This window comes from Kribbella orskensis (assembly GCF_004342085.1).
Lineage (GTDB): Bacteria > Actinomycetota > Actinomycetes > Propionibacteriales > Kribbellaceae > Kribbella > Kribbella orskensis.
In genome coordinates, this window is sequence record NZ_SLWM01000025.1 from 30,380 (window position 1) to 49,006 (window position 18,627).

General features: G+C 70.3%; 13 protein-coding genes. 11 read left to right on the forward strand and 2 right to left on the reverse strand.

What is annotated here, in order from left to right; genetic code table 11:
• Nucleotides 1–38: 38 nt before the first annotated feature.
• The gene (locus tag EV644_RS37470; protein ID WP_132195337.1) at nucleotides 39–695 is read right to left on the reverse strand and encodes a nucleotidyltransferase domain-containing protein; all 657 of its coding nucleotides are present in this window, start codon (nucleotides 693–695) and stop codon (nucleotides 39–41) included.
• 147 nt (nucleotides 696–842) lie between these two features.
• Between EV644_RS37470 and EV644_RS37475 the strand changes: the two genes are divergently transcribed.
• The 11 genes from EV644_RS37475 (at nucleotide 843) to EV644_RS37525 (ending at nucleotide 17,022) form a co-directional block, all read left to right on the forward strand.
• Nucleotides 843–2,234 (forward strand): serine hydrolase domain-containing protein, encoded by a 1,392-nt coding sequence (locus EV644_RS37475; protein ID WP_132195335.1) that lies wholly within the window; start codon nucleotides 843–845, stop codon nucleotides 2,232–2,234.
• A gap of 29 nt (nucleotides 2,235–2,263) precedes the next feature.
• Entirely contained in the window at nucleotides 2,264–3,868 is a 1,605-nt protein-coding gene (locus EV644_RS37480; RefSeq protein WP_132195333.1) for an ABC transporter substrate-binding protein, read from the forward strand.
• A gap of 41 nt (nucleotides 3,869–3,909) precedes the next feature.
• Complete coding sequence (locus EV644_RS37485) at nucleotides 3,910–4,911, forward strand: ABC transporter permease (protein WP_199240222.1); 1,002 nt, start codon at nucleotides 3,910–3,912, stop codon at nucleotides 4,909–4,911.
• A gap of 3 nt (nucleotides 4,912–4,914) precedes the next feature.
• Entirely contained in the window at nucleotides 4,915–6,840 is a 1,926-nt protein-coding gene (locus EV644_RS37490) for a dipeptide/oligopeptide/nickel ABC transporter permease/ATP-binding protein (RefSeq protein ID WP_132195331.1), read from the forward strand.
• Entirely contained in the window at nucleotides 6,837–7,823 is a 987-nt protein-coding gene (locus EV644_RS37495; protein WP_132195329.1) for an ABC transporter ATP-binding protein, read from the forward strand. Before EV644_RS37490 ends, EV644_RS37495 begins: the two co-directional genes overlap by 4 nt.
• A 28-nt stretch (nucleotides 7,824–7,851) precedes the next feature.
• Entirely contained in the window at nucleotides 7,852–11,199 is a 3,348-nt protein-coding gene (locus EV644_RS37500) for a serine hydrolase (RefSeq protein WP_132195327.1), read from the forward strand.
• A gap of 1 nt (nucleotide 11,200) precedes the next feature.
• Nucleotides 11,201–12,400: a M20 family metallopeptidase gene (locus EV644_RS37505; RefSeq protein WP_132195325.1), complete on the forward strand. Its 1,200-nt coding sequence runs from the start codon at nucleotides 11,201–11,203 to the stop codon at nucleotides 12,398–12,400.
• Entirely contained in the window at nucleotides 12,397–13,437 is a 1,041-nt protein-coding gene (locus EV644_RS37510) for a GNAT family N-acetyltransferase (RefSeq protein ID WP_241999311.1), read from the forward strand. The genes EV644_RS37505 and EV644_RS37510 overlap by 4 nt, the downstream gene beginning before the upstream one ends.
• The gene (gene menC / locus EV644_RS37515; RefSeq protein WP_132195323.1) at nucleotides 13,434–14,540 is read left to right on the forward strand and encodes an o-succinylbenzoate synthase; all 1,107 of its coding nucleotides are present in this window, start codon (nucleotides 13,434–13,436) and stop codon (nucleotides 14,538–14,540) included. The genes EV644_RS37510 and menC overlap by 4 nt, the downstream gene beginning before the upstream one ends.
• A gap of 96 nt (nucleotides 14,541–14,636) precedes the next feature.
• Nucleotides 14,637–16,295 (forward strand): PucR family transcriptional regulator, encoded by a 1,659-nt coding sequence (locus EV644_RS37520; RefSeq protein WP_132195321.1) that lies wholly within the window; start codon nucleotides 14,637–14,639, stop codon nucleotides 16,293–16,295.
• Nucleotides 16,296–16,641: 346 nt separating this feature from the next.
• Nucleotides 16,642–17,022, forward strand: a complete 381-nt coding sequence (locus tag EV644_RS37525; protein WP_132195319.1) for a VOC family protein — start codon at nucleotides 16,642–16,644, stop codon at nucleotides 17,020–17,022.
• Between the two features lie 631 nt (nucleotides 17,023–17,653).
• Here EV644_RS37525 and EV644_RS37530 read toward each other — a convergent pair.
• Complete coding sequence (locus EV644_RS37530) at nucleotides 17,654–18,613, reverse strand: electron transfer flavoprotein subunit alpha/FixB family protein (protein WP_132195317.1); 960 nt, start codon at nucleotides 18,611–18,613, stop codon at nucleotides 17,654–17,656.
• Nucleotides 18,614–18,627: the final 14 nt, after the last annotated feature.

An 18,627-nucleotide genomic window follows, 5' to 3' on the forward strand; every position in this document is an offset into this window, starting at 1 on the left:
ACCCCGGACCAGGCCGTTCGATGGCCTGGGGGTCCGGCCTAGCGGATCTGGTCGAGCCAGACGTGGTCGGGGTGCAGGTGGTGGACCATGTCGGCCAGCCAGGTTCGCCGGGCCGCCGAGAGCAGCGGCAGGGTGTTGGCGAGGTCCTGGCGGTCCTTGGGCCGGTCCGCCTTGGCCTTGTAGCAGATGGCCATCTCCGGGTTGAGGTACCGGATGCCGTCGTCGGCGATCCAGGTGACCTCGTCCAGGTCGAAGTCGAGGCTCGGGTCACGCCGGAACACCCAGCGCCCGTCGCGATCGGGGTTCAGTACGACGTCGTACCGCCAAGGCGCGAGGGCATGCTCCCGGAGCCAGACCTGGTCGGCGGTGTCCGGGACCTCCGGCTTCTCCACCGACAGCGGGTGGATCCCGGCGCTCCCGGCTGACCAGACGTGGTACCGGCCCTTCGAGTGCTCCACCAGTTGCGGCACGTTCCTCCGCCAGAAGGACACGTCGAGGTCGTCGTGCGGCCGGGATACCCCGGTGAACGCCTCGATCGACCAGCCGCCGGCGATCCACCAGGGCAGGCCGAGTCCGCCGAAGAACTCCTTCGCCTCCGCCCGGGTGGCCGGCAGGACCGGACCGTAGAGCCGCTGGAACTCCAGCTCCTCCGGGTCCAGGCCGTCCTCGTACCAGTACCGCCGCTCGCTGCCCATCCTCGGATCCTCACACCGACGGCCGGGGGTGGCCAGCCGATTAGCCGCCGGGCGGGGCGATCGGCTTCGTCCGCCCGGACGGATTCACGCCCAGTCCTCGTCCGCGGGGACGAATACTGTCTCCCGCGCCGGTCCTACGGTTCGGGAATGGCGACCCTGAGCGAGATCCAGAAGTGGCTGGACGACCGGCTGGCGACGTTGCTGGCGGAGTACCAGGTGCCCGGCGCCGCGGTCGCGGTGTCGTGGCGCGGTGAGGTGATCGACGCGGCGGCCGGCGTGCTCAGCAAGGCGACCGGTGTCGAGGCCACGGCCGACTCCCTGTTCCAGGTCGGCTCGATCACGAAGGTGTGGACGACCACGCTGGTGATGCAGCTGGTCGACGAGGGTCTGGTCGACCTGGACGCGCCGGTCCGCGACTACGTGCCCGGCTTCGTGATCGACGACGAGGCTGCCGCCGCGGCGATCACGGTGCGGCAACTGCTGTGCCACACATCCGGTTTCGAGGGCGACATCTTCACCGACACGGGCAACGGCGACGACTGCGTCGAGAAGTACGTCGCGCAGCTCGCCGGGGTGACCCAGCTCTACCCGCCGGGCGAGATGTTCTCCTACAACAACGCCGCCTTCTCCGTGCTGGGCCGGCTGGTCGAACTGGTGCGGGGCAAGCCGTACGCCACCTGCCTGCGGGAGTACGTCTTCACCCCGCTCGGCCTGACCCATGTGGCCAACGACGCGAACGAGGCGATCCTGCACCGCGCCGCCGTCGGTCACATCCGGCCGGAGCCGGACGCCGACCCGGTGCCGGCGCCGGTGTGGTCACTGATGCGGTCGATGGCTCCGGCCGGCGCGATGCTCGCCATGCGTCCCCGGGACCTGCTCGCCTTCGCCCAGCTCCACCTCGACGGCGGCAAGGCCCCCGACGGTACTGCGGTGGTCGGATCCGGCAGCGTCAAGGCGATGCAGGACCGCCAGGTCGAGCTGCCGCCGCTGGGGATGATGGGCAACGCCTGGGGACTCGGCTGGGAGATCTTCGACTGGCAGGGCAGCACGGTGATCGGCCACGACGGCGGCACCATCGGCCAGGGCGCCTTCCTCCGGGTGGTGCCCGAGCACGGGCTCTCGGTCGCCCTGCTGACCAACGGCGGCACCATGATCGGCCTCTACCAGCAGGTCGTCGGACACGTGTTGCGGGAGCTGATCGGGCTGGAGCTGCCGTCACTGCCCACCCCACCGGCCGACCGCGCGCCGCTGGACGACGTCACCCGGTACGTCGGGACGTACAGCTGCGACGTCGCCGAGATCACCGTCAGCCAGGCCGACGACGGCCGGGTCTGGCTCGACCACACCCCCAAGGGCGAGATCGCCGAGCTAGGCGGCAAGCCGGATCCGGTCGAGCTGGTCCGGCTCGACGGCGACACGCTGATCACGCTCGAACCGCAGCAGGGATTCCACCAGCCGCAGGCCTTCATCGGCGACGACGGCAGCGGCCGGGCCCTCTACCTCCACAGCGGCCGCGCGATGCGCCGCGCGCAGTCCTGACGGCACCGAATCCCCTCGGAGGCACCACCATGCGATCTCCCCAGACCCTTGTCCTGGCCGGGACCCTCGCGCTCGGACTCGTCCTGACCGCGTGCGACTCGGGCTCGGGCTCGAGCGCCACGGTCGGCAACACCGGCAAGTTCGCCGAGGGCCAGACCTTCACGATGGCGATCAGCGCCGACCCCGGCAATCTCGATCCGCACTTCACCTCGTTGTCGGTCACCCAGCAGGTCGACGCGTTCATGTACGACTCCCTGATCAGCCTCGACCCGGCCGGGAAGATGGTGCCCGGACTGGCGGAGAAGTGGGAGAGCACGACCACCAAGGCGACGTACACGCTGCGCAAAGGAGTGACGTGCGCCGACGGTACGCCGCTGACGGCGACCACCGTCGCGGCGAACATCAGCTTCGTCGGTGACCCGGCCAACAAGTCGAGCCGGATCGGGGTCTTCGTCCCGCCCGGCGCCAAGGCGACGGCCGACGACGCGGCCGGCACGGTGACCGTGACGGTGCCCGCGCCGGACGCCTTCCTGGACCGCAACGTCGGCGGTCTGCACATCGTCTGCGACAAGGGCATGAAGGACCGCAACCTGCTCAAGCAGGCGGGCGACGGGACGGGCATGTTCACCATGACCGAGGCCGTCCCCGGCGACCACTACACGATGGAGCGCCGCAAGGACTACGCCTGGGGTCCGGGCGACTGGAAGACCGACCAGCAAGGTCTGCCGGACAAGGTGGTGCTCAAGGTGGTCAGCAACGAGACGACCGCGGCGAACCTGCTGCTGTCCGGGCAGATCAACCTGACCGCGATCGCCGGACCCGACAAGCAGCGGCTGGCGGCCCAGAAACTCTTCCAGCGCGAGGCTTCCACTCCCCTGGGCGAACTCTGGTTCAACCAGAAGGCCGGCCTGCCGACCGCGGACCCCGCCCTGCGAAAGGCGCTCACGCAGGCACTGGACCTGACCCAGCTGGGCAAGGTGATCACCGGTGGAACGGGCAATCCAGCGACCGGACTGGTCGCCCCCGGAATGGGTCCCTGTACCGAGGACACGGTGACCGGCAATCTGCCTCCGCACGACCTCGCGGCGGCCAAGTCGGCCCTGGACGCGGCGGGCTGGAAGGCCGGTACCGGTGGCGTCCGGGCCAAGGACGGCGCGAAGCTGTCGCTGATCTTCTACTACCCGACCAGCCTCGGTCCGACGCTGCAGAGCGGAGCGGAACTGGTACAGAAGGCCTGGAGCGACCTGGGCATCGAGGTGAGTCTGAAGGCGGTCTCCACCGCTGAGATCGGCACCGTGATCCTGGCCGGCCAGGGCACCTGGCACGCCGTGCTGATCCCGCTGACCGTGACCCTGCCGAGCCAGCTAGTGCCCTTCCTGTCCGGAGCGACGCCGCCGAACGGCAACAACTTCGCCGGGATCAAGAACCCGGCGTACACCGCGGCCGTCCAGAAGGCCTCGGCGGTCGTCGGTACGGACGGGTGCCCGGACTGGGCCGCGGCGGAGAAGGCGGTGGTGACCGCGCAGGACATCGTGCCCTTCGTCGACTCGACCGTCCCCGCCTTCGCCAAGGGGGCGACCTTCGAGCTCAGCTCGGGCAGCGTCGCACCGGGGTCGCTGCGGATGCTCGGCTAGGCGCCCGTGCGATCAGCGACGAAGGACGGAGGAGTCGGCCGGTGACGATCTCGAGCACGCAACCGCGGACGACCGGCGGCATGGCGGCCTGGAGCACCCACCCGTGGGTCCGGTTCGGCACCCGCCGGCTGGCGCGGCTGGTGATATCGCTGCTGGCCCTGGTGACGGCGTCGTTCCTGATGATCCACCTGATCCCGGGCGACCCGGTCAGGAGCGCCCTGGGGCCGGCCGCCAGCCAGAGCCTGGTCGAGGCGCGGCGCGAGTCGCTCGGGCTCAACGATCCGCTGTGGGTGCAGTACTGGCACTTCCTCCGCAGCCTGGTCACCGGCGACCTCGGTACGTCGATCACGACGGGGCTCCCGGTCTCTGACGTGATCGGCGACCGGCTCCCCGCGACCGTGCAGCTCGCGGTGGCCGCCTTCGTCCTCGCCGTGCTGGTGTCGGTACCGACCGGCCTGATGATGGGTGTCCTGACTCGCGGCGGTCGCCGGCCCCGGGCGGAGCTGAGCTTCACCTCGGTCAGCGTGGTGCTCGCCGCGATCCCGGAGTTCCTGCTCGCCGTCGGGCTGGTGTACCTGTTCGCGGTGAAGCTCGCCTGGCTGCCGGTCGCGGGCCGCAGTACGCCGGCGTCGTACATCCTGCCGGTGCTCGCCCTGGCCATCGGCCCGGCCGCCGTGCTGGCCCGGATCTGCCGGGTCGAGCTGCTGTCCGTACTGCAGACCGACTACCTGCGCACCGCCCGGGCCAAACGGTTGCCAGCGGCCACTATCTATCTGCGGCACGCGCTGCCGAACGCGGTGACCGCGACGATCACCCTGGGCGGTCTGCTGCTGGGTGGGCTGGTCGCCGGCACGGTGCTGGTGGAGAACGTCTTCGGCTGGCCGGGGCTGGGCAGCACGATCGTCTCCTCGATCCTGTCCAAGGACTACCCGCTCGTCCAGGGCGTCGTGCTCGTCTACGGGATCGGGGTGCTGCTGGTGAACCTGGTCGTCGACGTCGCGCTGGCGCTGCTCGATCCGCGCTCGACGATCCGGGAGAACTGATCGATGGCGACCAGAACGACGAAGAGCCGGCGCCGCTGGACCGCCGTGATCCGGACACCACTCGGCCTCAGTGCGGGACTGCTGTTGCTCCTGGTCCTCCTGCTGGCGGTCTTCGCGCCGGTGCTGTGGTCCCACCAGGCGAGCGCGATCGACACCGACCACCTGCTGGAGGGCCCCTCGGCGAGCCACTGGCTGGGCACCGACAACCTCGGCCGCGACATCTTCTACCGCGTCCTGGTGGCCACCCGGCAATCGATCGCACTGGCCTTGGTGGCGACCGCGATCGCCGTCGTGACCGGCCTGCTGCTCGGTACTGCGCCCGCTGTGCTCGGGCGACGTGCTGGACGGCTGGTGACGGCGACCGTCAACGTGGCGGTGGCGTTCCCCGGTCTCCTGCTGGCGCTGTTCTTCGCGGTGATCTTCGGCGTCGGCGCGAAGGGCGCCGTACTGGCGATCGGCTTCGCCGGTGCGCCCGCCTTCGCGCGGCTCACCCAGACCCTGGTCGCCGGGGTGGCGGCCCGCGACTTCGTGGCCGCGGCGCGGATCGCAGGAGCCGGCCGGATCCGGCTGCTGGTCCGGCACATCCTGCCGAACATCTCCGAGCCGCTGGTGGTGAACGCGACTATCGGGGCGGGCGGTGCGCTGCTGGCCTTCGCGGGCTTGTCCTTCCTGGGGCTCGGCGTCCAGCCTCCGGCGTACGACTGGGGCCGACTGATGGGTGAGAGCCTCAACAGCATCTACGTGCACCCGGCGGCCGCGCTCGCACCAGGTGTCGCCGTGGTGATCTCCGGGCTGGCGTTCAACCTCTTCGGTGAGGCCGTGGCGAAGGGGTTGGGGGTGGAGTCCATCGGCGTAAGCCGCTTCCGCCGCCGCTCGGACGACTCCGCCGCGCCCGAGGCGCCGACCTCGCAGTACGTGGTCGAGGACGTGGTGCTGTCGGTGCGGGACCTGCGGGTCACCTTCCCGGGACCGGACGGTCCGATCACTCCGGTTCGCGGTGTGAGCTTCACGATCGGCCATGGCGAGGCCGTCGGGGTCGTCGGCGAGTCCGGCTCGGGCAAGAGCCTGACCGCACTCGCGGTGGCGCAACTGATCGAACCTCCCGGCCAGGTCAGCGCCGAACGACTCGAGTTCCTCCGGGAGCCGTTGCTCGAGACCCCCGACGCCGACCGCCGCCAACTGCTCGGTACGTCGTTCGCGATGGTCTTCCAGGATCCGACGACCTCGTTCAACCCGACCAAGCGGATCGGCGCTCAACTGGCAGAGGGGGCCCGCGAACACCAGGGGCTGACCCGCCGGCAGGCGACGACCCGGGCGATCGACCGGCTGCGGGCAGTCCGGGTGCCGGCCGCGGAACGCCGGGCCGGGCAGTACCCGCACGAGTTCTCCGGCGGGATGCGGCAGCGGGCGATGATCGGGATGGGCCTGATGGGAGAACCCGCGCTGATCGTCGCCGACGAGCCGACCACCGCGCTCGACGTCACCGTGCAGCGCCAGGTGCTGCGGTTGCTGGAGTCGATCCGGACCGACGACGGGGTCGCGTTGCTGCTGATCAGCCACGACATCACCGTGATCGGCCAAGTCTGCGACCGGGTGCTGGTGATGTACGCCGGCCGCGTCGTCGAGGACCTCCCCGCGACCGCCCTGGCCACGGGGGCCCGGCATCCGTACACGCGCGCGCTGCTGGCCGCAGTACCGGATCTCGACACCGACCTCGAACAACCGCTCGCGGTGATCCCGGGGCGTCCGGTGGATCCAGGGCGGCTGCCGTCGGGCTGCGCGTTCGCTGCGCGGTGCGAGTTCGCCGACGACCGGTGCCGCACGGAGGACCCTGAGCTGGAGACTCAACTGGACGAAGGCCACCGGGTCGCCTGCTGGCACCCCCAGGTGGTCGAGCTCGGATGGCCGATGCGGATGGAACAAAGATGAGCGAACTCACGTTCGAGCAGGTGACTGTGCGGTTCGGCACGGGCAGCCGCGCGCTGACAGCCGTCGACTCGGTGGATCTCACCGTCCCTTCGGGGCAAGTGGTAGGGCTGGTCGGCGAGTCGGGCTCCGGCAAGTCCACGCTGGCCCGGGCTGCGGTAGGGCTGACGGAGCTCGCCGGCGGGCGGATCCTGCTGGACGGCGTACCGCTGCGGCACAGCAGCCGAGGGCCTCGCCCGCTGCAGCTCGTGTTCCAGGATCCCTACTCGTCGCTCGACCCCCGGATGACGATCGGCAACTCGATCGCCGAGGCGGTGCCGAGGTCGGCGGACTACTCGCGGGCCGGCGAGGTGGCTCGGCTGCTCGAGCTCGTCGACCTCGACCCGGAGGGCGCCTCGGCTTACCCCGCGGCGCTGTCTGGTGGCCAACGGCAACGAGTCGCGCTGGCCCGGGCGCTGGCCGGGCGGCCCGAGGTGATCCTGGCCGATGAGATCACCTCGGCCCTGGACGTGTCCGTCCAGGGCACGGTGCTGAACCTGGTGCGCGACCTGCAGCGGCACCTTCACCTGTCGATGCTGTTCATCTCGCACAACCTCGCGGTGGTTCGCTACGTCAGTGACTACATCGCCGTCATGTATCTCGGCCGGATCGTGGAGTTCGGTCCCGCCGCCGAGCTGCTCGGCGACCCGCAACATCCCTACACCCGCGAGCTGCTCGCCGCCGCACCCCGGCGCGGGGCCCTGGCCCTGGACGCCGAGGAACTCGATCCGGCGCTGCGAGCCGTCGCGGACGCCGAACCGGCCGACCCGCACCACCCACCGCCCGGTTGCCGTTTCCATCCGCGCTGCCCGATCGGCCCGCTGGTCCGGCCCGATCGCGAACTGTGCCAGACCGTTGACCCCACCCCCGACGCCGGAAGACACCGGCACCACACCGCCTGCCACTACGCGGCGGCCGCGCTCCAAGCGGTTGATCTCGTCCAGTGAGCCCGCTCTTTCCCAAGGAGGAGTCGTCGTGACCCGACGCCCGCGCATCGAAGACCTGACCGAGTTCGCAGTACCGCAGCAGCCCGCCCTGTCGCCTGACGGGAGCCAGCTGGTCTACGTACTGCGAACCAGCGACCTGGAGGCCGATCAGGCCGAGCACGCCCTGTGGCGCGTCGCGTCGACCGGTGGCGAGGCCCGGCAACTCACCCGTGGCAACGCCGACCTGTCGCCTGCCTGGTCGCCCGACGGGACGCGGATCGCCTTCCTCCGGGCCCAGGACGGGCCGCCCCAGGTATGGGTGCTTCCGGTCGATGGAGGCGAGCCCGAGCGGCTGACCACGCTGCCTCTCGGGGCCGGCGCTCCGACCTGGAGTCCGGACGGCGAGCGGATCGCCTTCAGCTCGGCGGTCGACATCGTCGCCGCAGCGGAGGAGGACGACGAGGCCCGCACCAAGCGGGCCAGCGCGCCGATCGTGACGGAGCGGCTCGACTACCAGGCCGACGGCGCGGGGTTGTTGCGCACCATCCGCAAGCACGTCCACGTTCTCGAGGTCTCGTCGAAGAAGGTCCGGCAGGTGACCGACGGCGATTGGCACGCGGGCGATCCGGCCTGGTCACCCGACAGCAAGAAGCTTGCCTTCGGCGCGGGCACGGCTCCCGACGCCGACCTGTTGCCCACCGCTCCGGCCTACGTGCTGGACGTCTCGAACGAGAAGGCAACCCCGCAGCTCGTCGGTCTCGCTGAAGGCCTGGCCGGGCCGATGCTCTGGACCGCGGACGGCGAGGCCCTGCTTGTCGTCGGCAACCTTGACGGCCCGGTCGGCCATGCCCGGCTCTTGCGGCTTCCACTGGATGGCGGCGAACTCGTCGACCTGGCGGCTTCACTCGACCGCAACGTGATGCCCGGCGGCCCGGCGTACCCGGGTGCTCTTCCGCTGCTCGTCGACGACGGCGCGACCGTCCTGTTCTGCGTCCGCGACCGCGGCTGCTCCCACCTGTACGCCGTACCCACCGCCGGCGGCACTCCTCAGCACGTGCTCGGCGAGCCTGGCCAGAACGTCTCCGGGCTCTCGGTTGCCAACGGCAACGCGGCCGTGGTGCTGAACACCGCCACGTCGTACGGCGAGATCGTGGCCGTCGACCTGGGCTCGGGTGCGACGCAGACACTGACAACGCACGGCGCCGAGGTCGCCGAGGTCTTCCCGCGGGTGGAGCGCGAGTTCACCATCTCGGACGGCACCAAGGTGTCCGGCTGGCTGGTCCGCGATCCCGAGGCCGCCCAGCCGCAGCCGCTGCTCCTCGACGTGCACGGCGGTCCGCACAACGCGTGGAACGGCGCCGCCGACGAGGCCCACCTCTACCACCAGGAACTCGTTGCCCGCGGCTGGGCGGTGCTGCTGATGAACCCGCGCGGCAGCGACGGGTACGGCGAGGAGTTCTTCAACGCCGCGCTGGGCAACTGGGGTACGGCCGACGCCAAGGACTTCCTCGAGCCGCTGGACGAACTCGTGGCCGAGGGCCTCGCGGATCCGAAGCGCCTCGCGGTCGCCGGCTACAGCTACGGCGGCTTCATGACGTGTTACCTGACCAGCCGCGACAACAGGTTCGCGGCGGCTGTGGCCGGCGGCGTCGTCAGCGATCTGACCAGCATGTCGGGCACCTCCGACAGCGGCCATTTCCTCAGCGCCTATGAACTCGGCGATCAGCGCGACCGGTTCGACGAGATGTCACCGCTGAGCAAGGTCGATCAGGTGAGGACGCCGACGCTGATCCTGCAGGGCGCGGCCGACGTCCGCTGCCCGATCGGCCAGGCAGAGCAGTGGCACACGGCACTGCGCGAACAGGGCGTCCCCGCGCAACTCGTGCTCTACCCCGAGGCCGACCATCTGTTCATCATCCAGGGCCGTCCGTCGCACCGGCTCGACTTCAACCGCCGGATCCTCGGCTGGGTCGAGCAGTACGCCGGCGACGCGGCCGGTCCGCGGCGGCCGCGGATCGACGTGGAGCACTGGCAACGCCGCCTCACCGCGCTCGCCGCGCGGCACCGGGTTCCGGGTGCGACCCTCGGCATCCTGCGACTCCAGCCGGGCTTGGAGGACGAACTCGTCGACGCAGCGACCGGCGTGCTGAACAAGGACACCGGGGTCGAGGTCACCACGGACTCGCTGTTCCAGATCGGGTCGATGACGAAGGTGTGGACGGCGACGCTCGCCCTGCAACTCGTGGACGAGGGACTCCTGGACCTCGACGCCCCGATCTCCGTCGTACTGCCTGAGCTGGCGCTGCGCGAGCCCGATGTCGCCAAGCAGGTGACCATGCGGCACCTGCTCACCCACACGAGCGGGATCGACGGCGACGTCTTCACCGACACCGGGCGGGGTGACGACTGCCTGGAGAAGTACGTCGACCTGCTGGCCGAGGTGGCGCAGAACCACCCGCTCGGCGCGACCTGGTCGTACTGCAACTCCGGCTTCTCGCTGGCCGGCCGAGTGATCGAGAAGCTGACCGGAAAGACCTGGGACCAGGCGCTGCGGGAGCGCCTCTTCAAGCCGCTCGGACTCGAGCACACCGTGACGCTGCCCGAGGAGGCGCTGCTGTACCGCGCGGCCGTGGGTCACGTCAGCGAGGGCGGGGCCGAGCCGAAACCGGCGCCGGTGTGGGGGCTCCCCCGCGCCCTCGGGCCGGCCGGGCTGGTCACGTCGACGGTGGCTGACGCCCTCGCCTTCGCCCGGATGCATCTGGCCCGTGGCCTGGCCGCGGACGGCACTCGCGTGCTCAGCGAGGATTCGGTGGCCGCGATGGCCGACAAGCACGCGGACCTGCCGGACAGGTACTCGCTGGGTGATTCCTGGGGCCTCGGCTGGATCCGCTTCGGCTGGGACGGCCACCGGCTGATCGGCCACGACGGCAAGACCATCGGCCAGGCCGCGTTCCTGCGGGTGCTGCCGGACCAGGGTCTGGCCGTCACGCTGCTCACCAACGGCGGCAACGCCAGGGATCTGTACCAGGACCTGTACCGCGAGATCTTCGCGGAACTGGCCGACGTGGCAATGCCCGCGCCGCTGGCGGCGCCGGCCGAGCCGCCGACTGTCGACGTACAGCGTCACGTCGGCCGGTACGACCGGGCCAGCGTCATGGGCGAGGTCCTGGTGCGAGACGGGCAGGCGGTTCTGCGGCAGACGGTGACCGGCCCGCTGGCCGAGTTGATGCCCGACCCGACGCACGAGTTCGTGATGGTGCCGGTGGACGAGACCGGCGACCTGTTCGTCGTCCGTGAGCCGGAAGCGCTGACCTGGAGCCCGGTGACCTTCTACTCGCTGCCGACCGGTGAGAAGTACCTGCACTTCGGTGTCCGGGCCACTCCGAAAGTTGGTTGAGATGGGCAACGAAACGTCTGCGCCGCGGGACGCGCCACGCGAGTCGGCGGCCGCGTCGCCGGGCGAGTCGGTGGCTGAGTTGTTGGCTGATCTGGAGGCGCTGGTGACTTGTGAGTCGCCGTCGGCGGATCTGGCAGCGGTGGCTCGCAGCGCCGACGTGGTGGCGGCGGTCGGGACGCGTCGGCTCGGGTTCGCCCCCGAGCGGGTGGTCCTCGATGGGCGGCCCCACCTCCGCTGGCGGTTCGGCAGCGGCGCGAACCGCGTGCTGCTGCTCGGCCACCACGACACCGTCTGGCCGACGGGCTCGCTGGCGACGCACCCCTTCGGTGTCGACGACGGTGTTCTCCGTGGACCGGGCTGCTTCGACATGAAGGCCGGCGTAGTGATCGCGTTCCACGCGGTGGCGGCCCTGGCCGATCCATCCGGTGTCGCGATCCTCGTTACGGGCGACGAGGAGCTGGGCTCGCCGTCCTCCCGCGGACTCATCGAGGCGGAGGCGGCGGGCTGTGCGGCCGCCCTCGTCCTCGAGGCGTCGGCCGACGGGGGCGCGCTGAAGACCGAACGCAAGGGGATCTCGCTCTACCAGGTCACCGTGCGAGGTCGTGCGTCGCACGCCGGCCTGGAACCGGAGCTCGGCGTGAACGCGTCGATCGAGGCCGCTCATCAGGTGCTCGCGGTCAGCCAGCTGGGCGACGCGAGTCGCGGGACCACTGTCACGCCGACAGTTCTCGAGTCCGGTACTACGACGAACACGGTCCCCGCCGCGGCTACCTTCGCGGTGGACGTCCGGGTCCGGGATACCGAGGAACAGGATCGCGTCCATGCCGCGATGCTCGCGCTGCAACCGGTACTGGCCGAGGCCGAGCTCGAGATCACCGGCGGACCCAACCGACCGCCGTTGGAGCGGAGCTCAGCTGCGGACCTGTTCCAGCGAGCGACTGAGCTCGCGGTCGACCTCGGTCTCGGGCCGCTGGACGAGGCCGCCGTCGGTGGAGCGTCGGACGGAAACTTCACCGCCGGGATCGGTACGCCGACCCTGGACGGACTGGGCGCTGTCGGTGGCGGCGCCCATGCCGACAACGAACACGTCCTGGTGGCAGAACTCCCCCGCCGCACGGCGCTGCTCACCGCCCTCATCACCGACCTCCTCGCGGACGACCAGGTGAGCGAGCGGGCGACAGTCGGTGCGGACAGATCATGACTGCTTCCGACAAGCTGACCAAGGTCGGCCCGCTGACCGATCTGACCAATCTCGCCAATCTGGCCAACTCTCCCGCCCTGACCGACGCTCCCGACCTGACCGGGCTGACCGGGTTGGCCGATCCGGTGGCCGATGGGATGACGCCGGCGTACGACGGGTTGGAGTCGGCGCTGGATCTGGCCGTGCGCTCCGCGGAGGTTGCTGCGGCGGCGGCCGGAGTACAGGTTCGCGAACTGAAGGCCCTCGATGAGCTGGATGCCGTCTACCGGTTGTATGACGGCATCTGGCGACCGGACCCGAAGAATCCGCCGGTGACGACCGAGTTGCTCCGGGCCCTGACCAAGGCCGGCAACTATGTCGCCGGTGCGTATGACGGAGACGAGCTGGTCGGCGCCTGTGTCGGCTTCTTCGCGCCACCTTCGGAGGGCGCCCTGCACAGTCACGTCGCCGGGGTATCCGGCCAGGCGCGCGGCCGGAGTGTGGGCTTCGCGCTCAAGATCCATCAACGAGCGTGGGCGATGCTGCGGGGCGTTGCCGTAGTGGCGTGGACCTTCGACCCACTGGTCCGGCGGAACGCGTACTTCAACATCGTCAAGCTCGCCGCTCGGCCCACGGAGTACCTGACGAACTTCTACGGCGACATGCGCGACGGCATCAACAGCGGCGGGGACACGGACCGCCTGCTGGTTCGCTGGGAACTCGACACCCCTGCGGTCGCCTCGGCCTCGGCCGGCGAACCCGTCGCAGCGGATGCGGGGCTGGAGTTGGCGCGTGGGGCGGTCGTCGCCCTCTCGTCCTCGCCCGATGGACGGCCCGTACCCGGCAGCCTGGCCGGGGAGACCTTGCTGGTCGCGATTCCGCCGGATATCGAGGGCATGCGCGGTACCGATCCCGAAGGTGCGCAGGCCTGGCGTACCGCGGTCCGCGAGCTGCTCGGCACGCTGATCGCCGAAGGAGCGCGGGTGACGGGCTTCGACCGGACCGGCTGGTACCTGCTGACCAGGAACCACGACACAGCGAAGGGAACGACGCGATGAAGCTGACCGGGGTCGAACTGCGGCGGATCGAGATGCCACTGGTATCGCCCTTCCGGACCTCCTTCGGGACGGAGACCAGCAAGGACGCGTTGCTCGTGCGGGTGGTCACCAGCGCCGCCGAGGGCTGGGGCGAATGCGTCGCGATGACGGACCCGCTCTACTCGTCGGAGTACGTCGACGCCGCGGCCGACGTACTGCGTCGCTTCCTGGTACCGGCGGTCGCCTCGATCGAGCGGCTCGACGCCGCAGCGGTCGCGCCGGCGCTGGCGAAGTTCCACGGCCACCGGATGGCGAAGGCGGCGCTCGAGATGGGCGTGCTCGACGCCGAGTTGAGGGCCGAGGGGCGACCGCTGGCTCGGGAACTCGGGGCCGTGCGTGATCGGGTGCCGTGCGGCGTGTCGGTCGGGATCATGGACTCGGTCGACCGGCTGCTCGACGCCGTGGGCGGGTATCTCGACGAGGGTTACGTCCGGATCAAGCTGAAGATCCAGCCCGGGTGGGATGTGGAGCCGGTTGCCGCGGTGCGCGAGCGGTTCGGCGACGAGGTACTGCTGCAGGTGGACGCGAACACGGCGTACACGGTCGCGGATGCGCGGCACCTGGCTCGGCTGGACCCGTTCGACCTGCTGCTGATCGAGCAACCGCTGGACGAGGAGGACCTGCTCGGCCACGCGGAACTGGCTCGTCAACTGAAGACGCCGGTGTGCCTGGACGAGTCGATCACGTCGGCTCGGGCTGCGGCTGCTGCGATCAGCCTGGGCGCGTGCTCGATCGTGAACGTGAAGCCCGGCCGGGTCGGCGGCTACCTGGAGGCGCGACGCATCCACGACGTCTGCGTGGCTCACGGCGTACCGGTGTGGTGTGGCGGGATGCTGGAGACCGGGCTAGGTCGCGCGGCCAACGTCGCGCTGGCCGCTCTACCCGGCTTCACTCTTCCCGGGGACACCTCGGGCTCCAACCGCTACTACCAGACCGACATCACGCCGCCGTTCACGCTCGTCGACGGCCACCTCCCCGTCCCCACCGCCCCTGGCATCGGCGTCGACCCCCTGCCCGACCAACTGGCCGCCGTCACCAAGTCGGTCGAGTGGCTGGCTCTCTGAGCTCTGTCCAACTCAACCAACTGAAGGCCTGAATTGGTCGGCGCGGACGAAGTACGCTGGCCCTCCGACTCTTAGCTTCGGAAGGTGCTGCCTTCTGTGAACGGACGTCCGCGGGCCAGCCTCGGCCGGGTGCTCGACGACCTGGGCGCGACGCTGCTCGAACTGGTGCGGGGCGACCCGGACCAGCCCGAGGAGCTGGGCGGCATCGTCATCTACGACCCGGTGGACGAGCCGGTGCTGACCCCGCACGCGCTCGTCCTGGGCGTGGGGTTGCAGGGTGGTGCGGAGATCGCCGACCTGCTGCGCGCCCTCGGCATGCAGCAGGCCGCGGGGTTGGTGGTGCGCGCCCCCATCCACCCGGACGAGACGATCGATGCCGCGGTGAAGGAGTCCGGCGTCGCGCTGATCGCCTTGACCCGGGGCGCATCCTGGGCGCAGCTTGCCGCCCTGCTCCGTTCACTGCTCGCCGAGGGCGACGTCGGGATCGACGGGCCGGAGTCCCTGGGCGGTATGCCGTCCGGCGACTTGTTCGCTTTGGCCAACGCCGTCGCCGCGCTGCTCGACGCACCCATCACGATCGAGGACCGCAGCTCCCGCATCCTCGCCTTCTCGGGCCGCCAGGACGAGGCCGACAGCGCCCGGGTGGAGACGATCCTCGGCCGCCGCGTCCCCGAGCGGTACTACCGCGCCCTCGCCGACCACGGCATCTTCCGCAAGCTCTACCGCACCGACGAGCCGGTGTTCGTCCGTCCCCTGATGGCCACCGAGAGCGAGTTCACCATGCCGCGTGTGGCAGTGGCCGTCCGAGCCGGCGACGAGATCCTCGGCTCGATCTGGGCCGCGGTCCCCCAGCCGCTGAGCGACGAACGCGCCCAGGCCCTCCGCGATGCCGCAAAGCTCGTGGCCCTGCACCTGCTCCGCGTCCGGGCCGGCGCCGACGTCGAACGCCGCCTGCGCGCCGACCTCGTCAGTACTGCGCTCGAAGGCGGCGTCGGCGCGCGGGAAGCCCTCAACAGGCTCGGCCTCAGCGGCCAACCGGTCGTAGTACTGGCGCTGGCAGTCGTCGAGGCCGCGCCTGACGACGCGAGCTTCGGCGATCCGGGCCTCGCCACCGAACGCCAGCGGCTAGCCGATGCCTTCGCCATGCACCTGAGCGCCGTCCATCCCCGTACTGCGGCCGCCTTGGTCGGGGACGTCGCGTACGGCCTCATCCCGGTGCAACGCAACCGCACCGACGGCGAGGAACGTGCCGTCCGGATCGCGGCGGACTTCCTCGAGCGCATCGGCGACCGCGTGACCGCCTCCATCGGCGTCGGCCCGGTCGCCCACGACGCCGGCGACCTCGCCCAAGCCCGCACCAGCGCCGACCGAGCCCTCCGAGTACTCCGAGCCGGCCGCAGCTCGGCCCGGGTCGCCCGCCTGGCCGACGTTCACGTGGAAGCCCTGATCCTGGAACTCCGAGACCTGGTAGCAGCCCGAGGCGACGAGCCGACAGGCCCGGTAGCCCGCCTCTTCGAGTACGACGCCCGCCACAAGACCAACCTCATCGAGACCCTCCGAGCCTGGCTGGACGCCTTCGGCGACGTCATAGCCGCGGCAGCCGCCGTCTACGTCCACCCCAACACCTTCCGCTACCGCCTCCGCCGCCTGGCCGAAGTAGGCGCCCTAGATCTGGACGACCCCGAAGCCCGCTTCGCCGCCATGCTCCAACTCCGAGTGGTAGCCCCACCACCTCCACGCCACCCCCACCCCTGATTCGCCACCTGAGCAGGTACTACGCGAGGGACCGAGGACAGGTGTTGCGCCGGACCAGCGGAAGCCAGCGCGGGGTAACACGACCAGACCAGCCCGGTACTGCGCGGAAGCCGGCGCGGGTGCTGTTGCGCAGCAAGACGCCGGCGACTAGGTCGTGTCTCAAAGTCGGCTTCCCTACTGCATGGCCAACGGCCTTGCCCGGCTGCCCGGACAGGGGCGGCCCTGAAATCATCTCGCCCGTGCTCGGCCTCGTCCGGTACGGTCGCTGGATTGTTTTCACTGCTGGGAGCCCATGAGGTTCGCGTGTGGCCTACCCGGCAGTCCCAGGCTGAGAGCAGGTTTCGTTATGGCATGTCGTATCAGTGAGCTTGTGCTCGGGTGCCGCGACCCTGAGGTGCTGTCGCGGTTCTGGTGCGAGGTCCTGGACTTCGTCGTGCTCGATCGTATGCACGATGGCTCGTTGGAGATCGGGCCGCGCGAAGGGTTCGGCGGTCCGCAGCCGACGATCATCCTCAGTCGCAGGGATGAGCCGGAGAAGGGGAAATCCCGGCTGCACATCGACGTCAACGCCACCGACCGCGATCAGGACGCCGAGCTCGAACGCCTTCTGGCGCTTGGTGCGCGTCCGGCCGACATCGGCCAGACAGGGAAGGAGCAGTGGCATGTCCTGGCCGACCCCGAAGGCAATGAGTTCTGCCTGCTCAAGGCGCGCCTGGCCCCACTCTGATGCTCACTCGCCCCAGTTCCAGACCGTCCTGGACGGCATCAACGTCCCGCGCATCGGCGACTGACTCCTGACCTCACTTTGAGACAGGCCCTAGGTGACGGCGGGCGCCGGCAATCGCTGTGAACGGGCGAGCGGCGTACGGAACAACAGGAGGTACTGCGTTCTCCCTCCGCCTCAACCGCCTCGGTAAGCGTGGAGATTGACGTTGCGAGCGACTCTTCCTGTCATTCGGTACAGCCGTGCCGGTGCAGCCGCTCGGAATGGACTTCTTCAAAGGCGATCCGGCCCAATCACCTCCTGCAGGGCGAGCTCGGCCGCCTGAACACCTCGCGGCGGCCTGGCAACTTCCCCGGGCCGTCGGGTGACCATGTCGCTCCACCGCGACCACCTGCCATTCGCTGAGCGGGGACGAAGCAGCCGCGCCCCGGGGTGGTGGGAGCGGCGAGGCAGGAGCCGCGCCTGGCGGTCGGTGGGAGCGGCGACGGAGCAGCCGCGGCCCCGGGATGGGTGGGAGTGGCGACGCAGGAGCTGCGCGGGGCATGAAAAGGTGCAGCCCGGCTCGTGGGGGGTGCGAGCCGGGCTGCGGGGAAGCGAGTCAGGGTGGGGGGTGCCTGGCTCGCGGGTCGAGGGGTCAGGACTTCCGCTTGATTACCTCTTCGGTGGCTGCCGGGAGGACCTTGTGGAGGTCGCCTACTACGCCGAAGTCGACCAGTTCGAAGATGGGGGCTTCGTCGTCCTTGTTGACGGCGACGATGGTCTTCGAGGTCTGCATACCGGCCCGGTGCTGGATCGCGCCGGAGATGCCGGCGGCGACGTACAGCTGGGGGGAGACGGTCTTGCCGGTCTGGCCGACCTGGTAGGCGTGCGGGTACCAGCCGGAGTCGACGGCGGCGCGGGAGGCGCCGACGGCTGCGCCGAGGGAGTCGGCGAAGGCTTCGACCGGGCCGAAGTCGCCGCCGGTACCGCGGCCGCCGGAGACGATGATCGCGGCCTCGGTGAGCTCCGGGCGACCGGTGGCCTCACGCGGCTTGGAATCGGTGATCCGGGCGGTCTTGGCGGCGTCGGAGATCGTGACGTCGAACTCCTCCACCTCCGGCGAGGTCTCGGCCGCCTCGGGGGTGGCCGAGTTCGGCTTGACGGTGATGATCGGGGTGCCGTGGGTGATCTTCGCCTGGACGGTGTAGTTGCCGGCGAACACGGATTGAGTCGTCACCGGGCTGTTGCTGTCATCGGCCTGCACGTCGACGGCGTCGGTGATCAGGCCCGAGTCCAGCTTGACGGCGAGACGGGCGGCGATCTCCTTGCCCTCGGCGCTCGAGGAGATCAGGATCGCGGCCGGCTCGATCTTGGCCGCGACCTGCTGCAGCGCCTCGGCCTTGGGTGCCACCAGGAACTGGGTCAGCTCCGGGTTGGTCAGGGCGATCACCTTGGTCGCGCCGTACTGGCCGAGCGCGGGCAGCGCGTCCTGCACGCCGTCGCCGATGTAGACGGCGACCGGCTCGCCGAGGCGGCGGGCGATGGTGAGGAGCTCCGCGGTCGTCTTGCGGACCTTGCCACCGGTGTGGTCAACGAGAACGAGAACGTTCGACATGCTCTGGTCGCCCC

What these genes read in the sequence shown, in the direction of transcription:
- EV644_RS37470 (WP_132195337.1), bottom strand. Translation starts at nt 695, where the DNA reads ATGGGCAGCGAGCGGCGGTACTGGTACGAGGACGGCCTGGACCCGGAG.
- EV644_RS37475 (WP_132195335.1), top strand. Translation starts at nt 843, where the DNA reads ATGGCGACCCTGAGCGAGATCCAGAAGTGGCTGGACGACCGGCTGGCG.
- EV644_RS37480 (WP_132195333.1), top strand. Translation starts at nt 2,264, where the DNA reads ATGCGATCTCCCCAGACCCTTGTCCTGGCCGGGACCCTCGCGCTCGGA.
- EV644_RS37490 (WP_132195331.1), top strand. Translation starts at nt 4,915, where the DNA reads ATGGCGACCAGAACGACGAAGAGCCGGCGCCGCTGGACCGCCGTGATC.
- EV644_RS37495 (WP_132195329.1), top strand. Translation starts at nt 6,837, where the DNA reads ATGAGCGAACTCACGTTCGAGCAGGTGACTGTGCGGTTCGGCACGGGC.
- EV644_RS37505 (WP_132195325.1), top strand. Translation starts at nt 11,201, where the DNA reads ATGGGCAACGAAACGTCTGCGCCGCGGGACGCGCCACGCGAGTCGGCG.
- EV644_RS37510 (WP_241999311.1), top strand. Translation starts at nt 12,397, where the DNA reads ATGACTGCTTCCGACAAGCTGACCAAGGTCGGCCCGCTGACCGATCTG.
- menC (WP_132195323.1), top strand. Translation starts at nt 13,434, where the DNA reads ATGAAGCTGACCGGGGTCGAACTGCGGCGGATCGAGATGCCACTGGTA.
- EV644_RS37525 (WP_132195319.1), top strand. Translation starts at nt 16,642, where the DNA reads ATGGCATGTCGTATCAGTGAGCTTGTGCTCGGGTGCCGCGACCCTGAG.
- EV644_RS37530 (WP_132195317.1), bottom strand. Translation starts at nt 18,613, where the DNA reads ATGTCGAACGTTCTCGTTCTCGTTGACCACACCGGTGGCAAGGTCCGC.